The sequence below is a fragment of the Paenarthrobacter sp. genome (assembly GCF_031180005.1).
In the GTDB taxonomy this organism is placed as follows: Bacteria; Actinomycetota; Actinomycetes; order Actinomycetales; family Micrococcaceae; genus Arthrobacter.
On the sequence record NZ_JAPSHI010000026.1, the window covers coordinates 1 to 16,472 of the forward strand.

The 16,472-nt window shown below is 62.2% G+C and carries 13 protein-coding genes; 11 read left to right on the forward strand and 2 right to left on the reverse strand.

Annotated features, from left to right (window positions below):
• On the reverse strand, positions 1 to 703 hold a 703-nt coding region (gene pdxS / locus RIF72_RS16265), incomplete at its 3' end, for a pyridoxal 5'-phosphate synthase lyase subunit PdxS (protein WP_309075925.1).
• A gap of 219 nt (positions 704 to 922) precedes the next feature.
• On the reverse strand, positions 923 to 1,600 hold the full coding sequence (locus tag RIF72_RS16270; RefSeq protein ID WP_309075878.1) for a GntR family transcriptional regulator: 678 nt from the start codon (positions 1,598 to 1,600) through the stop codon (positions 923 to 925).
• A 119-nt stretch (positions 1,601 to 1,719) separates the two neighbouring features.
• Here RIF72_RS16270 and purU point away from each other — a divergent pair, with 119 nt between their 5' ends.
• From purU to RIF72_RS16325, 11 genes are all read left to right on the forward strand, one after another.
• Positions 1,720 to 2,634, forward strand: coding sequence for a formyltetrahydrofolate deformylase (gene purU, locus RIF72_RS16275; protein WP_309075879.1), 915 nt, complete (start codon positions 1,720 to 1,722; stop codon positions 2,632 to 2,634).
• 57 nt (positions 2,635 to 2,691) lie between these two features.
• Entirely contained in the window at positions 2,692 to 5,184 is a 2,493-nt protein-coding gene (locus RIF72_RS16280; RefSeq protein ID WP_309075880.1) for an FAD-dependent oxidoreductase, read from the forward strand.
• A 133-nt stretch (positions 5,185 to 5,317) separates the two neighbouring features.
• Positions 5,318 to 5,944 (forward strand): cyclodeaminase/cyclohydrolase family protein, encoded by a 627-nt coding sequence (locus RIF72_RS16285; protein WP_309075881.1) that lies wholly within the window; start codon positions 5,318 to 5,320, stop codon positions 5,942 to 5,944.
• The gene (locus RIF72_RS16290) at positions 5,941 to 6,843 is read left to right on the forward strand and encodes a bifunctional 5,10-methylenetetrahydrofolate dehydrogenase/5,10-methenyltetrahydrofolate cyclohydrolase (RefSeq protein ID WP_309075882.1); all 903 of its coding nucleotides are present in this window, start codon (positions 5,941 to 5,943) and stop codon (positions 6,841 to 6,843) included. The genes RIF72_RS16285 and RIF72_RS16290 overlap by 4 nt, the downstream gene beginning before the upstream one ends.
• 10 nt (positions 6,844 to 6,853) lie before the next feature.
• The gene (locus RIF72_RS16295) at positions 6,854 to 9,172 is read left to right on the forward strand and encodes an FdhF/YdeP family oxidoreductase (RefSeq protein ID WP_309075883.1); all 2,319 of its coding nucleotides are present in this window, start codon (positions 6,854 to 6,856) and stop codon (positions 9,170 to 9,172) included.
• A gap of 197 nt (positions 9,173 to 9,369) precedes the next feature.
• On the forward strand, positions 9,370 to 10,587 hold the full coding sequence (gene fdhA / locus RIF72_RS16300; RefSeq protein WP_026005570.1) for a formaldehyde dehydrogenase, glutathione-independent: 1,218 nt from the start codon (positions 9,370 to 9,372) through the stop codon (positions 10,585 to 10,587).
• A gap of 124 nt (positions 10,588 to 10,711) precedes the next feature.
• Positions 10,712 to 11,992, forward strand: a complete 1,281-nt coding sequence (locus RIF72_RS16305) for a molybdopterin molybdotransferase MoeA (protein WP_309075884.1) — start codon at positions 10,712 to 10,714, stop codon at positions 11,990 to 11,992.
• The gene (fdhD, locus tag RIF72_RS16310; protein ID WP_309075885.1) at positions 11,980 to 12,858 is read left to right on the forward strand and encodes a formate dehydrogenase accessory sulfurtransferase FdhD; all 879 of its coding nucleotides are present in this window, start codon (positions 11,980 to 11,982) and stop codon (positions 12,856 to 12,858) included. Before RIF72_RS16305 ends, fdhD begins: the two co-directional genes overlap by 13 nt.
• A 127-nt stretch (positions 12,859 to 12,985) precedes the next feature.
• The gene (locus RIF72_RS16315) at positions 12,986 to 13,792 is read left to right on the forward strand and encodes an IclR family transcriptional regulator (protein WP_309075926.1); all 807 of its coding nucleotides are present in this window, start codon (positions 12,986 to 12,988) and stop codon (positions 13,790 to 13,792) included.
• A gap of 387 nt (positions 13,793 to 14,179) precedes the next feature.
• Entirely contained in the window at positions 14,180 to 16,216 is a 2,037-nt protein-coding gene (locus RIF72_RS16320) for a BCCT family transporter (RefSeq protein WP_309075886.1), read from the forward strand.
• A gap of 46 nt (positions 16,217 to 16,262) precedes the next feature.
• Positions 16,263 to 16,457, forward strand: a complete 195-nt coding sequence (locus RIF72_RS16325; RefSeq protein WP_309075887.1) for a hypothetical protein — start codon at positions 16,263 to 16,265, stop codon at positions 16,455 to 16,457.
• Positions 16,458 to 16,472 lie beyond the last annotated feature (15 nt).

The following is a 16,472-nucleotide window of genomic DNA, read 5'->3' on the forward strand; positions in this document are numbered from 1 at the left end:
GCTCGGCCGGGTTGCCGGACTTGAAGATCCCGGAACCGACGAACACGCCGTCTGCGCCGAGCTGCATCATCATCGCAGCGTCAGCCGGGGTGGCGATGCCACCGGCGGTGAACAGGACCACGGGGAGATTGCCGGTGGCGGCAATTTCCTTGACCAGTTCGTACGGGGCCTGCAGTTCCTTGGCCGCAACGTACAGCTCATCCTCGGGCAGGGCGGCGAGCTTAGCGATCTCGGAACGGATCTTGCGCATGTGCCCGGTGGCGTTGGAAACATCGCCGGTGCCGGCCTCGCCCTTGGAACGGATCATCGCCGCGCCCTCGTTGATGCGGCGCAGTGCCTCACCAAGGTTGGTGGCACCACAAACAAAGGGAACAGTGAAGTTCCACTTGTCGATGTGGTTGATGTAGTCGGCCGGGGTCAGGACCTCGGACTCGTCGATGTAGTCAACACCGAGGGACTGCAGGACCTGGGCTTCGACGAAGTGGCCGATGCGGGCTTTGGCCATGACCGGGATGGAAACCGCGGCGATGATCGCATCGATCATGTCCGGATCCGACATGCGGGACACGCCGCCTTGGGCGCGGATGTCAGCCGGGACGCGCTCGAGCGCCATGACAGCGACGGCACCGGCATCCTCGGCGATGCGGGCCTGCTCGACGTTAACGACGTCCATGATGACGCCGCCCTTGAGCATCTCCGCCATGCCCCGTTTGACGCGACTGCCGCCAATCAATGGGATGTGGTCAAAAAGGTGGGGTCTTGTCGTCACGTGATACTCCAAAGGCTGAAGGCTGTGATTGCATCACCAGCGCCCGGATTCAGCGGAGAGGAAGAGAACGCGTGATATCCGGGTGATATATTAGTTGGAGTCTTCAGTATGCAAGCACCGAAGCGCGGAGTCAACAGTCAGATCGGCGCTAAGTCAGGCTGCGAAAAGCGCCTGACGCACAGCGTGCTCGAAGCCGCTGACATGGACGCGGGCCAACTCGGCAGCTTTATCCTCGTCACCATCGATGACAGCTCGCAGCAGGTCGAGGTGCTCGCGCACGTGGTGCTCAAGATCAGGCAACCGATCCAGGACCATGCACCAGATTCGGGTAGCCAGATTGTCGTAGCGAATCAGGATGTCCTCGAGGTGCGGGTTCGCGGCCGCCGCGTAGATGCCCTGGTGAACGCTGGCGTCAAGCCGCAGGGTTTCAACCACCGACGCCGCACTGACGTCAAAATCCTCCACCGCGCGCATTACATCGCGGAGGTGTTCTTTGGTGGCGGCCGAAGCGACCCGTGCAGCCCTCGCGGCTGCCAGGGGTTCCAACTGCGCCCGGATCTCCGATATAAAGGCCAAGTCCGTTACTTCCACTCGGGTGGCAAACGTCCCCCGCCTCGGATAAGTGATGACAAGCCGATCCAACTCCAGGCGCTTCAATGCTTCACGCACCGGCGTGCGGCCAATCTCCAGGTCCCTGGCGAGTTGGTCATCATTGAGGAGGTCGCCGGGTTTGATGTCCAACATCAACAAGCGATCCCGGAGGCGTTCGTACGCGACGTCAGCCAAGGATTTCTTGGTGGCCTCGCCGACTGCCAGGGTTCCAAAAGCCACAGCGCCATCCCTTTCTTCACAACCAAAAAATCTATTGACCTGCCCTGAACACCAGTATACGCTGAATCCAATCCTAATATATCAGTACAGGACCCAGGAATATATCTTAAGGAGGAGAGATGACCCTCGTGGCAACAGACTCACCGGTAAGCACCCTACCGAAGCCCGAAATGCTCAAAGAAGAGCAGGCACAGAAGTTCGTACTCACATTGTCGTGCGTCGAACGCGCCGGGATTGTTCAGGCAGTCACAACCTTCCTTTTCGAGCGTGGTTTCAACATCGAAGAGCACCAGCAGTTCGACGACGGACTCCGCCAGACACTGCACCTGCGGACTGCTTTCTCCGGCCCGCTGTCCTACTCCCCGGAGCGGCTTGAAGAGGAATTCAGTGCAATTGCTGACCGCTTCGAGATGAAGTTCAGCTTCCATGACCAAACCAAGAAGCGGGTCCTGGTTATGGTGTCCAAGTTCGGACACTGCCTCAACGACCTCATCTTCCGCTGGCGGGGCGGCAGCCTCGGCGGTGACCTCGTAGTGGTTGCCTCCAACCATGAGACCCACCGGGCCATGGCTGAAGCCGCCGGCCTGCCCTTTGTCTACATTCCCGTCACCCCGGATACCAAGGCAGACGCTGAGCAGCGGCTCCTGGACCTGGTGGAAGAGTACAACGTGGACCTCGTAGTGCTGGCGCGGTACATGCAGGTACTTTCGGACGACTTGTGCCGTGCCCTCGAAGGACGCGCCATCAACATCCACCACTCCTTCCTGCCGGGATTCAAGGGGGCCCGCCCCTACCACCAGGCCTATGACCGCGGCGTGAAGCTGGTGGGTGCCACGGCCCACTACGTCACCGCTGACTTGGACGAGGGACCGATCATCGAGCAGGAAGTCATCCGCGTCGATCACAGCTACGGTCCCACAACACTCTCAACCGTGGGCCAGGACGCCGAAGCCTTGGCATTGTCCCGCGCTGTCAGGTGGCACTGCGAACACCGCGTGCTGCTGGACCAGACCAGCACCGTGGTTTTCCGCTAAACCAAGCACCAGAACACCAGCAGACTCACCCCCATTAACTTCAGCAGGAGAACCCCCATGGCATCCACGCCTCGCATTGTCATCATCGGAGCTGGGATTGTTGGCACCAACCTCGCCGACGAACTGGTCACCCGCGGTTGGAACAACATCACCGTCCTGGACCAAGGACCCCTGAACATGCCCGGTGGCTCAACGTCCCACGCACCGGGCCTGGTTTTCCAGACCAACCCCTCAAAGTCCATGGCACTCTTCGCCAAGTACACAGTGGAGAAGCTGCTGTCCCTCACGGAAGACGGCCAAAGCTGCTTCAACCAGGTGGGCGGCCTTGAAGTTGCTACTACCGAAACCCGCCTGGCTGACCTGAAGCGCAAGCTCGGCTACGCACAGTCTTGGGGCATCGACGGCAAGATCCTCTCCCGCGAGGAATGCAAGGAGCTCTACCCCCTGATCAATGAGGAAGACATCCTGGGCGGCCTCCACGTCCCCACCGATGGCCTGGCTCTTGCAGCCCGCGCCGTGCAGTTGCTCATCAAGCGAACTGAAGCCGCCGGCGTGAAGTACATCGGCAACACCGAGGTGACCGGAATCGAACAGTCCAACCACCGCGTGACCGGCGTCGAGACTCCCGACGGCGTGATCCCCGCGGACATCGTGGTTTCCTGCGCCGGCTTCTGGGGCGCCAAGGTGGGCGAGTTGATCGGGATGTCCGTTCCGCTCCTCCCGCTGGCCCACCAGTACGTAAAAACGACGCCGGTTCCCGCCCAGAAGGGCAAGAACGAACTTCCCAACGGCGCCCAGCTGCCGATCCTGCGCCACCAGGACCAGGACCTCTACTACCGCGAGCACGGCGAGCGCTACGGCATCGGCTCCTACGCCCACCGCCCCATGCCTGTGGACCTCGATGAACTGGGAAGCTACGAGCCGAGCAGCATCACCGAACACAACATGCCCTCGCGCCTGGACTTCACGCTGGAAGACTTCCTGCCCGCATGGGAAGCCACCAAGCAGATCCTGCCGGCACTGCGGGAAAGCGAAATCGAGGATGGCTTCAACGGCATCTTCTCCTTCACACCGGATGGTGGCTCCCTGGTGGGCGAGTCCAAGGAAGTTGACGGCTTCTTCGTTGCCGAGGCCGTGTGGGTCACTCACTCCGCCGGCATCGCACGTGCCGTGGCCGAGCTCCTGATCGAAGGAAAGTCGCAGATTGACCTCGGTGACTGCGACATCCACCGCTTCGAAGAGGTCCAGCTGACCCCCGAATACGTCAGCGAAACCTCCCAGCAGAACTTCGTGGAGATCTACGATGTGATGCACCCGCTCCAGCCCAAGCTTTCTCCCCGCAACCTCCGCGTCAGCCCCTTCCACGCTCGCCACAAGCAGTTGGGCGGCTACTTCCTGGAAGGTGCCGGATGGGAGCGCCCCTACTGGTTCGAAGCCAACGCCGAGCTCCTCAAGGAAATGCCGGACGACTGGCAGCCGCCGGCCCGCGACGCCTGGTCCGGCATGTTCAGCTCCCCCATCGCCGCGGCTGAAGCTTGGAAGACCCGCACAGCAGTGGCGATGTACGACATGACGCCGCTGAAGCGCCTCGAAGTTTCCGGCCCTGGAGCCTTGAAGCTGCTGCAGGAGCTCACCACCGGCGACCTTGCCAAGAAGCCCGGCGCCGTGACCTACACCCTGCTTCTGGATGAGGCCGGTGGCGTACGAAGCGACATCACAGTGGCCCGCCTGAGCGAAGACACCTTCCAGCTTGGCGCCAACGGCAACATGGACACCGCCTACTTCGAGCGCGCAGCCCGGCACCAGACCGAAAACGGAGGCGCCGGAGACTGGGTCCAGGTCCGCGACACCACGGGTGGCACCTGCTGCATCGGTTTGTGGGGTCCCCTCGCCCGTGACCTCATCAGCACGGTGAGCAGCGACGACTTCTCAAACGACGGCCTGAAGTACTTCCGTGCCAAGAAAGTCACCATCGGAGGAGTCACTGTCACCGCGATGCGGCTCTCCTACGTGGGCGAACTGGGCTGGGAGCTGTACACCAGCGCCGATAACGGGCAGCGCCTCTGGGACGCCTTGTGGAAGGCCGGCCAGCCGTTCGGCGTCATCGCCGCGGGCCGTGCCGCCTTCAGCTCGCTGCGACTCGAAAAGGGCTACCGTTCCTGGGGCTCGGACATGACCACTGAGCACGATCCCTATGAGGCCGGCCTTGGCTTCGCCGTGAAGATGACCAAGGAGAACTTCGTCGGCAAAGCCGCCTTGGAAGGGCGCAGTGAGGAAAGCTCGGCACGCCGCCTGCGCTGCTTGACCGTCGACGACGGCAGGAGCCTGGTGCTGGGCAAGGAACCGGTGTTCTACAAGGACCAGGCGGTAGGTTACGTCACCAGCGCGGCCTACGGTTACTCGGTCCGCAAGCCGATCGCCTACGCCTACTTGCCCTCTGCAGTGTCCCTCGGAGACTCCGTGGAAATCGAGTACTTCGGACGCCGCATCCAAGCCACCGTTACCGAAGACCCGCTGTACGACCCCACCATGAGCCGGCTCCGGGGCTAACAGCCCACGCAGCCACCAAGGGCATGCGGCCCGGACCCTTCCCCTCGCACCGACCGGGTCCGGGCCGCTGCCTTACCCCTTCTTAAGACAGCTTCCTTAGTCACCCTTCTTCTTCAGTCAGCCAGGAAGACACATGATCAGTTCAGAAACCATCCATGACTACCTCTCCAGGCTCGCTTCACGTCAGCCCACTCCCGGCGGAGGCGCAGCCGCTGCCTTGCATGCCGCCCAAGGTGCTGCCTTGGTAGCCATGGTGGCCAGATACACCACCGGCGCCAAATATGAAGAGCACTCCGCACTGGTAACCCGGATCACCAGTGCTGCCGACCACCTGATCGTCGAGGCCCTGCGTCTCGCTGACGCCGACGAGCACGCCTTCCAGTCAGTCATCGACTCCTACAAGCTCCCCTCGGAATCCGACGAACTCAAGGCAATAAAGACCGCAGCCATCCAGGACGCCCTGGTTCAGGCTGCCCATACTCCCGCGCAGCTCATCAAGGTTGCCGGCGAAGTGGTGGATCTTGCCACCGAACTCTTTGACGTAGCCAATCCCAACGTCATCAGCGACGTCGCCGCTGCTGCCGATGCAGCCCGCGCAGCTGCCACCACGGCCCGGGTCAACATCGACATCAATGTAGTCGCCATCAAGCACGGCGAAGCCCGTTCCCGCCTGGCGGAACAGACGAACGGGATTGAGGACAAAGTGGTTCTCGCAGCCGATGCCCTGGTGCAGCGCGTCCGCGAAAGGATCCTCTCATGACCACCGAAGTGCACGGGAACACCAGAGTGCTTTCCGGCAAGCCACTCGCTGCCCTTATCCAGCAGCGCGCCCATGAGGAGACTGCCCTCCTGGATGACGAGGGCATTCGCCCGGTCCTGGCTGTTGTTGTTGCAACGGACGACGAATCGACGCACTGGTACGTGCGGTCCATCGAGCGTGCAGCCGGACGTGCCGGTATTGGTTGCAGGATCGTCGATCTTGGTCACGATGCCACCGAACAAGTGCTGGCCAGCGTCCTGGCCGACCTCAGCGCCGAGCCATCCGTCCACGGCATCATCCTCCAGACTCCCCTGCCGGCGGCCGTCCGCGCTGACCGCCTCGTGGGTCTCATCGTTCCGGAAAAAGACATCGACGGCGCCAATCCCCTCAGCCTCGGCCGCTTGGCCGTGGGGCAGCCCGCATTCGCCCCCGCTACTGCCCAGGCCGTGGTGGAGTTGCTGGACCACTTCCAGGTCCCGGTCGCGGGACGCAACGTGGCCGTCGTCGGGCGTTCCGCCGTGGTGGGCAAGCCACTGTCCCTGCTCCTGATTGAAAGGGACGCCACCGTCACCGTCTGCCATTCCAAATCAGGACCGCTGCAACGCTACACCCAGCTGGCCGACGTCGTGGTTGTTGCCGCCGGGCGGACCGGACTGCTGAAGGGCAGCCACCTCTCTCCGGACACGGTAGTGATCGACGTCGGCACGAACGTCCTGCCCGACGGTTCCCTTGTGGGAGATGTTGACGAAGCCAGCGTCACCGGCGTAGCGTCCGGCCTAAGCCCGGTTCCGGGCGGCGTCGGGTCAGTGACCACCGCGCTCTTGCTGCTGCACACTGTGGAAGCCGCCCGGCAACAGTCCCGCACCGCGCTGCTCACTGCTTCCACTTCCCGGATCTGAAGGGTTCCCCATGCATTCCAAAGCCCCCCGCGAGAACATCGACGAGTCAAAGCTGACCGTCACCAAACCCAAGACCAAGGCCGTGGGCATCCCCGCTGTTGCCAACGCCTTGAAGATTTCGCTGGAACAGATGGGACCACTGCGCAGCGTTCAAACCCTGCTGGCAGTGAACCAGCTGGACGGCTTCGACTGTATGGGGTGCGCCTGGCCCGAGCACGAAAAGCGCAACGCGGCAGAGTTCTGCGAGAACGGCGCCAAAGCAGTGGCCGAGGAAGCCACCCGGCGTCGTGTCACGCCGGAATTTTTTGCCCAGCACTCCATTGCCGAGCTCAAGACCCGCGATGACTTCTGGCTAGGCCAGCAAGGCCGGCTCACCCACCCGATGTTCCTGGATGAAGGCGATACCCATTACAGGGCCATTGATTGGGAGGAAGCCTATGACCTCATGGCCGAGGAACTGCGGAGCCTGGAACACCCCGATGAAGCCGTCTTCTATACCTCCGGCCGGACCTCCAACGAGGCAGCGTTCGTTTACCAGCTCCTGGTTCGCGGCCTGGGCACCAACAACCTCCCGGACTGCTCCAACATGTGCCACGAATCCTCGGGCTCCGCGCTGGTGGAAACCATCGGCATCGGCAAAGGTTCCGTCAGCCTGACGGACCTTGAGACGGCGTCGCTGATCTTCGTGGCCGGGCAGAATCCCGGTACCAACCACCCGCGCATGCTCAGCGCGCTGGAAAAGGCCAAGAAAAACGGCGCGGTCATCGTTTCCGTCAATCCCCTTCCCGAAGCCGGGCTCCTGCACTTTGAGAACCCCCAGCATGTGGCCGGCATGATTCAAGGGACACAACTGACGGACGACTTCCTGCAGATCCGTGCCGGCGGCGACCAAGCCCTCTTCCAGGGCTTGGGCAAATACCTGCTTGAAGCCGAAGCTGCCGGACGGAACACCCCGGGCCTGCAAACGGTCCTGGACCATGACTTCATCAACAACCACACCGTGGGCATCGACGACTACCTGCGTTACCTGGAAAAGGTGGAGTGGGAAGACATTGTGGAGGCAACTGGCCTCACCCTTGAGCAGATCCATTCGACAGGCGAGCGGATGCTCGCCTCCAGTGCCACCATCGTGTGCTGGGCCATGGGCCTGACCCAACACAAACATTCAGTACCCACGCTCCGGGACGTAGTCAACGTCCTGCTGCTTCAAGGCAACATTGGCAAACCGGGCGCCGGCGTTTGTCCTGTACGCGGCCACTCGAACGTCCAGGGTGACCGCACCATGGGCATCTTCGAGAAAATGCCGGAGACGTTCCACGACCGGCTGGACCAGGAATTCGAGTTCCGGTCTCCGCGCGAGCACGGCTTTGACACCGTGGCAGCCATCCGCGCCATGCGGGACGGCAAAGTCCGTTTCTTTATGGGCATGGGCGGCAACTTCGTCCGGGCTGCCCCGGATTCAGACGTCACCGAGCAAGCGTTGGCCAACACCCGGCTGACCGTTCAGATCTCCACCAAGCTGAACCACTCGCACCTGTCCACTGGTCGCCGGGCTCTGATCCTGCCCACCCTCGGACGCACCGAGAAGGACACTCAACGGACCGGCGACCAGCGGGTCACCGTGGAAGACTCCATGAGCGCCGTCCACGCATCACGGGGACGCCTCAAGCCTGCAAGTGAACACCTCCACTCCGAAGTAGCGATCGTCTGCAACCTTGCAGACAGGCTGTTCAAAGACGGCAACCAACGCCTGCCCAACACCCCGCAGGCTTCCTGGCTGGCCATGAGGGACGACTACTCGCTGATCCGCAAACACATTGAAGCGGTGTTTGACGGCTTTGAAGACTTCGAAGCGCGGATCCAGCATCCGGGAGGCTTTGTCCTGCCACATCCCCCGCGGGATGCCAGGAAGTTCGACACCGCATCAGGAAAAGCACATTTCACCGGCAATGAGCTGGAGTTCATCAAGATCCCGCCAGGCCGGTTGGTCCTGCAAACTCTGCGTTCACACGACCAGTACAACACCACCATCTACGGCAAGGACGACCGCTACCGTGGCATCCATGGTGGCCGTCGCGTGGTGCTCATCAGCGCCGAGGACATTACCGAGCTGGGTTTTGCCGACGGCGACATGGTCCACCTGATCTCGGAATTCCAAGGAACAGACCGGCGGGCCGAGAACTTCCGCATCGTGTCTTACTCAACGCCGAAAGGCTGTGCCGCCGCGTACTACCCGGAGACCAATGTCCTGGTCCCCTTGGACTCCGTGGCGGACACCAGCGGAACGCCCACGTCCAAGTCCGTGATCATCCGGTTGGAGAGGGCGTAGGACCCGCTGTACACCATGAGCTGCGTCACATAGTATGACTGATATATCTATCTGATACTGATGGAAATATCAGCTGTCCGGTTGTCCGTGAATGGTGCTTCGATGGCCTGAAACCTGGGGAGGTATTTCCTCATCGAAGCACCACTTTCGGACCATTGGGCAGCAGTTCAGCAATAGCCAAAGAAGAGGGAGTGACCATGTCAGGAAACAGAGCAGTCGCCTACAAGGAACCTGGTGTCGTCGAGATCATCGACACCGACTACCCAACGTTTGAGCTTAAGGACGGACCGGGCGTCAACCCGGCCAACGTCGGCCGGAAGGTGCCTCATGGCGCGATCCTCCGCACAGTAACCACCAACATTTGCGGTTCGGACCAGCACATGGTCCGGGGACGCACCACAGCTCCGCAGGACCTGGTCCTCGGCCACGAAATCACAGGCGAAGTGGTGGAGGTGGGACCCGACGTCGAGTTCATCAAGGTAGGCGACATCGTCTCGGTGCCGTTCAACATTTCCTGTGGCCGTTGCCGCAACTGCAAGGAGCAAAAGACCGGCATCTGCCTCAACGTCAACCCCGACCGCCCCGGCAGCGCCTACGGCTACGTGGACATGGGAGGCTGGGTGGGCGGACAAGCAGAGTTCGTGCTGGTCCCCTACGCCGACTGGAACCTGCTGCGTTTCCCGGACCGCGATCAGGCCTTGGAAAAGATCATGGACTTGACCATGCTCTCGGACATCTTCCCCACCGGCTTCCATGGCGCCGTCACCGCCGGCGTGGGCGTGGGGTCCACAGTTTACGTTGCAGGTGCCGGGCCCGTGGGCCTTGCTGCTGCCGTGGGCGCACAGCTGCTTGGCGCCGCCGTCGTGATCGTGGGCGACATGAACGAGGACCGCCTGGCGCAGGCGCGTTCCTTCGGCTGCGAAACAGTCAACGTGTCCAACGGCGATCCGAAGGAGCAGATCGCACAGATCCTTGGTGTTCCGGAAGTGGATTGCGGCGTCGACGCGGTGGGCTTCGAAGCCCGCGGCCACGGTAAGGACGCCTCGCACGAGGCTCCTGCCACAGTGTTGAACTCCCTCATGGACATCACTGCCGCCGGTGGATCCCTGGGCATCCCAGGGCTCTACGTCACGGGCGATCCGGGTGGAATCGACGATGCAGCCAAGCACGGCTCACTCTCGCTGTCCCTTGGTACCGGCTGGGCCAAATCCCTGTCCTTCACCACCGGCCAATGCCCGGTCATGAAATACAACCGGCAGCTGATGATGGCCATCCTCCATGACAAGGTCCAGATCGCCAAGGCAGTCAACGCCCAAGCCATCCCGCTCGAGGACGCTCCGCGCGGCTACGCCGAATTCGACGCCGGAGCGGCAACGAAGTTCGTGCTGAACCCCAACGGATACGTGAAGGCCTAATACACGTATCCGTCTCAGTACGCACCACACGGATACCGGGGACTGCGCGGCAAAATTATGGGAAGGCCGGGCAGTCCCCGGTATCTGCGTTTCACCGGAAGCACCACCTCAGGAAGCGGGCACCATGCTTGCACAAGCAACCTTCACCGACACTCACGCAGGGTTCATGGTGAGCGGCGAGCCGCGGCATGCACCCTCGTGGGCCGAAGCACGTGAACTGGCCTACCAGTGCGCCGGCCCCCTCCCGTCGTCGAAAGTCACCCTCGGCGATGCGATTGGGCACACCCTGACTAGCCCTGTCACCGCTCAACGGAACATGCCCCATTACGCGTCATCCGCCATGGACGGCTGGGCCATCAACGGCAGCGGTCCTTGGATACTAACGACGGCGGGGCTGCCGCTGTCGCCGGGCGAAGCCAGCGTCATCGCCACCGGCGGCCTCGTTCCAGCCAGTGCCACGGCAATCCTGCGCAAGGAAAGCGGCCAGGTATCCAGGGACGGGCTCCTCTCGCTCAGGCAAGACGCCAAGCCGGGTGAGACACTCCCAGGCCGGCATATTCGTCCAGCCGGAGAAGAAGCCGCCGCCGGAGATGTCCTCATACCCGCCGGCACGCTCCTCAATCCGGCTCACATCGCCCTGGCCTCTGTGGCAGGCCACGATCACCTTCACGTGCAGCGCAAGCCGAGGGTCGCCGTCGTACTCACCGGTTCGGAAGTGGTCACCTCAGGTGAGCCGGCACCAGGACAGGTCCGCGACGCGTTCGGCCCGCAGCTGGACGCCGTGATCTCGCAGTTGGGCGGGGAGCCAAACGGTCAGCTCAGGATAGGCGACTCGTACCAAGAGTGGATGGCGGCGCTGGGCGGCGTTCCTGATCGCTTACCGCCCGATGTGACGATCACCACCGGTGGGACGGGAAAATCCGGAACCGACCACTTCCGCGACGCCATTGTGGCACTCGGCGGTCGGCTCCTCCTGGACGAAATCGCCATGCGGCCGGGACATCCGGCCGTGCTGGCGGAACTTCCTGACGGGCGTTTCGTGATCGGGCTCCCGGGAAATCCGCTGGCCGCGATGATGGCGCTGATGACCCTGGGGGAACCGTTGCTGGCCGCCATGGGAAGCAGGCCCCTCCGGGGAGCCGTGTTGATGACGTCCGGGGCCGACATAGATCCGGACCCAAGGCGGACACGCCTCATGCCCTGCACCCTCAGCCACGATCTCGCGTTCCCCGCCTCCCGCACGGGTCCGGGGATGATGCGCGGGCTTGCTTGGGCAGACGGATACATGGCTGTTCCCCCTGAAGGCGTCTCAGCCGGCGCGCCCGTACCCGTCCTGCCGCTGCCGTGGACAGCACCCATCAATTCTCCGAACCAATCAGGAGGGTATGCCGCATGGCACGCATGACCCAGCGCAGGAAAATCCATCGTTTCCGCTTGGATGCAACAGACACCGAACATTCCGTGCGGTTCAAGGAGGATGTTCTGGCCGCCGAAGAACCCTTGGAAATCAGGATTGGAGGCAAATCCTTTGCCGTGACCATGAGGACACCGGGCGACGACTTTGACCTGGTGGCTGGATTCCTGGTGTCCGAGGGCATCATCCGCAGCCCTTCGGAGCTGGTCTCCCTTCGCTTCTGTGCGGGCGAGAAGGAGGGGGTGCAGACCTTCAATGTGGTGGAAGCCCAGCTACGGCCGGACGTTGCGTTGCCGGACACCATGCGCCACGTATATACGTCGAGCTCTTGTGGCATCTGCGGCACGGACTCCATCGAAGCCGTACGCAAGACCATCCACTTCGATCCATCCCTGGACCGCCTACAAGTTCCAGTGGACGTCCTCGCCGAGCTCCCGGACCGCCTCCGCGAAGCGCAGGCGGTCTTCGACCGAACCGGAGGCGTCCATGCGGCAGGGCTCTTTAAGGTGGACGGCCCCAGCCCCGAGCTGCTGTGTCTGCGGGAAGACGTCGGCCGCCACAATGCAGTAGACAAAGTGGTTGGCTGGGCTCTCAGGCAGGACCTGCTGCCCTTGACCGGCCTGGTTCTGCAGGTCTCGGGCAGGGCATCGTTCGAACTCGTCCAGAAAGCAGCTTTGGCCGGCATCCCGGTTCTAGCGGCCGTCAGCGCGCCCTCCAGCCTCGCCGTCGATCTTGCCGCCGAGACCGGGGTGACCCTTGTTGGCTTCAGCCGGGGACACAGCCTCAATGTCTATGCCGGAAGGGAACGCCTGACCAACCCACGAAAGGCTGTCCGGGAGGTTGCCATGAGCGGGTGAATCATTCGAGCGCCCATGATGCGAAAAGGTCCGTGCAAAACTCCGTCTAGGATGAGGAAGACGAGGGTGCAGGCCGAACAGGGCTACCAGCTCAGGGCGGCCTGCTTGGACAATGACACGAGGCACCATGGCCGCACGCAGCAACCCGGACTTCGACAAGGACGCAGACGCCCAAGGCGGAGGCGTCCAGTCAGTAGACCGCGCACTCCAAATCCTGGAAATCCTGGCCCGGGAGGGCGACGTTGGCGTGAGCGACATCGCCGAGGAAATGGGCGTCCACAAATCCACCGTGTCCCGGCTGGTCGGCTCCTTGGTCAACCGCGAACTGGTCCGGCAGAACAGCGAACGTGGCAAGTACCAGTTGGGCTTTGGAATCCTCCGCCTGGCTTCTTCCATCCCTGGCAGACTGAGCGTGGTCCATGAGGCGCGCCAAGTCCTGGAGTCGCTGGCGGCCGAATACAAGGAAACCGTCAACCTGGCTGTGCTGCGGTCCAACTATGCCGTCAACGTGGACCAGGCCATGGGACCCTCAACGCTGGCCACCTACGACTGGGTGGGCAGCCTGACGCCGCTGCATGCCACATCCAGCGGCAAGGTCCTTCTTGCCGCCTTGACCGCCGACGAGAGAACCCAGGTCCTTAAGGCTGTGGGTCTACCCGCGCGAACTCCACGCACTGTTACCAACCGCGGTGAGCTGGAAAAGCAGCTGCTGGACGTGGCCCGCAACGGCTACGCCACGGTTCATGAAGAGTTCGAAATCGGCCTTACCGCCGTTGCCGTGCCCATCTTCAACCACTCGGGAAGTGTTATCGCCGCGGTAAGTATCTCGGGCCCGGCGTTCCGCTTCTCACCCGAGGACCAGCCGGGCCTCATCGACGGCCTCCGCGAGGCCGGGCTGACCATCAGCGCCCGGATGGGTTACAGGCACCGCTAAGCCCTGCCCTTCATGGCTCCGTGATGCCCCATGCGCAACACGGGCCATCATACGCAACGCACTTCTGCTCGCCCATTCGCTGCGTCAAAGTGTCGGCAAGCATGTAAAAGTCCTTGACTTTGAGTGTGACGGGGCGCACTCTGTTGCTTAGCGCGAATGTTGTTGATTCATGCGGAACGCCCTTCAGCGCTCCATGAGCCCAGCGTTCAACCAACCCGTCCGACCCAAGAGGTGCCCATGAAACTGCCCATCTACGCTCATGAAGTGCAGATCCGGGACAGCAAATCATGGTCAGCAGGGAAGCCCCCCCAGCCTTCCCTTCGGCCTCATCTTTCAGGGCCATGTATAAACGCAAAACCCATGACTCGCCGAGCAAAGGACCCGCTCATGGCTATAAACAGCGACACAAAACCTTTAACACCAGAGGAGTTACCCGCCGACGACCGCCTGGCGGGTACTTCAACATCCAACTCCACGACGGCAAACAGGCCTGTTCCCTCGGAGAACCTTGAGGAAATAATCACGGTCTCCCCCGACGACATCAACGTGGCCGCCCTCGACGCTGAGGACGGAGGCGCAGAGAGCCTTCCCGATTCTGAAGAATACGAACAGATCATGGAAGAGCTGCGTCACGCCAGGACCGAACAAGCAGTTTCGGCCCGCCGCAACCGCAAACTTACTCTCGACAAAGTCACCTTCGGGATCACGGGCGCCATCGCCGTCGCCTTCGTGGTCTGGGGCTTTACGGGAAGGGACAGCCTCTCCGACACTTCCAAAGGCGCCCTGAACTGGGTCATGGAATACACGGGCTGGCTGTTCATGGTTCTCGCCTCATTGTTCGTCATCTTCGTCCTGTGGCTTGCCCTCGGTAAGTTCGGCAACATCCCGCTGGGCAAGGACGGCGAGAAGCCCGAGTTCCGGACCATTTCCTGGGTGGCCATGATGTTCGCCGCCGGCATGGGCATCGGGCTCATGTTCTACGGCGTGGCCGAACCGCTGTACCACTACATCTCGCCGCCGCCGGGAACAGTGGACGGCCGCACTCCAGATGCCATCCAAACTGCCATGGCCACATCGATCTTCCACTGGACCCTGCACCCGTGGGCCATGTATGCAGTGGTCGGCATCGCCATGGCATACGGCACCTACCGCCTGGGCCGCAAGCAACTGGTTTCCGCCGCCTTCACCTCACTTTTTGGCATCCGCATGGTGGAGGGTCCGCTCGGGAAGTTCATTAACATCCTGGCCATCTTCGCCACACTGTTTGGAACCGCCGCCTCGCTGGGCCTCGGCGCCCTTCAGATCGGAAGCGGGATGACGTCCAACGGTTGGTTGGGTGAGATCGGCACTCCGGTGCTCGTGGTCATTGTGGCTATCCTGACCTTCTGCTTCGTGGCATCCGCTGTATCAGGCATCAGCCGAGGCATCCAGTGGCTTTCCAACATCAATATGGTCCTGGCTGTTGTTCTCGCCTTGATTGTGTTTGTAGCCGGACCCACCCTGTTCATCCTTAACCTGATCCCGTCCGCTGTAGGCGACTACGCCCGGGACCTTGCCGAAATGTCGTCACGGACCGAAGCTGTTGGGGATGAGTCCCTGCGCAGCTGGATGACCAGCTGGACCATCTTCTACTGGGCTTGGTGGATCTCCTGGACGCCCTTCGTCGGCATGTTCATCGCCCGCATCAGCCGTGGACGCACCATCCGCCAGTTCGTCACCGGCGTTCTGCTGGTGCCCAGCGTTGTCAGCGTCATCTGGTTCGGAATCTTCGGCGGCGCCGCTTTCCACGTCCAGCAGGAGGCAGACAAGGCCGGCACGCCCGGGCTTGTGGCCATGGTGGATGGCGCACCCTCCATCAACTTCGATGGCGCCCTCTTCGACCTCGTGAAGAACCTGGGCATGCCCGGCTGGCTGACAGCAGCGGTCATCGTCCTGGCCATGGTCCTGGTGGCGATCTTCTTCGTCACCGGCGCCGATGCAGCCTCTATCGTGATGGGATCCCTCAGCTCCAATGGCGCTGAGCACCCGCGTCGAGGAGTGGTGATCTTCTGGGGAAGCCTCACCGGCGCAGTGGCAGCGGTCATGCTGCTCGCCGGCGGCGATAAACCATCGGAAGCCTTGTCGGGCCTGCAAAGAGTAACCATCGTGGCAGCCCTGCCTTTCGTGATCGTCATGCTGCTGCTCTGCTTCGCACTGGTCAAGGACCTTCGCCGGGACCCGCTCCAGTTGCACAAGCGCTTGGCTACTTCGGTGGTGGAACGAGCCATCCGAACAGGCGTTGAGCAACATGGCGGCGTTCAATTCGACCTCGTCACCAAACACGACTGCGCCGAAAAGTGCACAGAGTCCGATTGCCCCGGGGGAACACCCACGGGAACCATTCCCCTGGTCGGCAAGCCCCAACTGGATTCCGACCACAAGTAACCCAGCCTTTTGGCTGACCCCCATTCACACCTCAGTAAGGTCCACCATGCCCAACACCTCTGCCAATGGCACGCTCCGTCTCAACACTCAAGCCCGTCACAACAGCCAAGCGAATGAGGACGTCACCCTCACTCTCGACGCTTCCAACCCCGTGACAGTTCGGATTGAGGTTGACCGCTGCCCCTGCGGATCGGAACACAACAGGGCCGGCTCCTACGTCGACACTGATTTCGGCCGCTAGCAGCAACACGCTGAT

Coding starts and splice junctions, on each gene's coding strand:
- purU (WP_309075879.1), top strand. CDS start 1,720: ATGACCCTCGTGGCAACAGACTCACCGGTAAGCACCCTACCGAAGCCC.
- RIF72_RS16280 (WP_309075880.1), top strand. CDS start 2,692: ATGGCATCCACGCCTCGCATTGTCATCATCGGAGCTGGGATTGTTGGC.
- RIF72_RS16285 (WP_309075881.1), top strand. CDS start 5,318: ATGATCAGTTCAGAAACCATCCATGACTACCTCTCCAGGCTCGCTTCA.
- RIF72_RS16290 (WP_309075882.1), top strand. CDS start 5,941: ATGACCACCGAAGTGCACGGGAACACCAGAGTGCTTTCCGGCAAGCCA.
- RIF72_RS16295 (WP_309075883.1), top strand. CDS start 6,854: ATGCATTCCAAAGCCCCCCGCGAGAACATCGACGAGTCAAAGCTGACC.
- fdhA (WP_026005570.1), top strand. CDS start 9,370: ATGTCAGGAAACAGAGCAGTCGCCTACAAGGAACCTGGTGTCGTCGAG.
- RIF72_RS16305 (WP_309075884.1), top strand. CDS start 10,712: ATGCTTGCACAAGCAACCTTCACCGACACTCACGCAGGGTTCATGGTG.
- fdhD (WP_309075885.1), top strand. CDS start 11,980: ATGGCACGCATGACCCAGCGCAGGAAAATCCATCGTTTCCGCTTGGAT.
- RIF72_RS16315 (WP_309075926.1), top strand. CDS start 12,986: ATGGCCGCACGCAGCAACCCGGACTTCGACAAGGACGCAGACGCCCAA.
- RIF72_RS16320 (WP_309075886.1), top strand. CDS start 14,180: ATGGCTATAAACAGCGACACAAAACCTTTAACACCAGAGGAGTTACCC.
- RIF72_RS16325 (WP_309075887.1), top strand. CDS start 16,263: ATGCCCAACACCTCTGCCAATGGCACGCTCCGTCTCAACACTCAAGCC.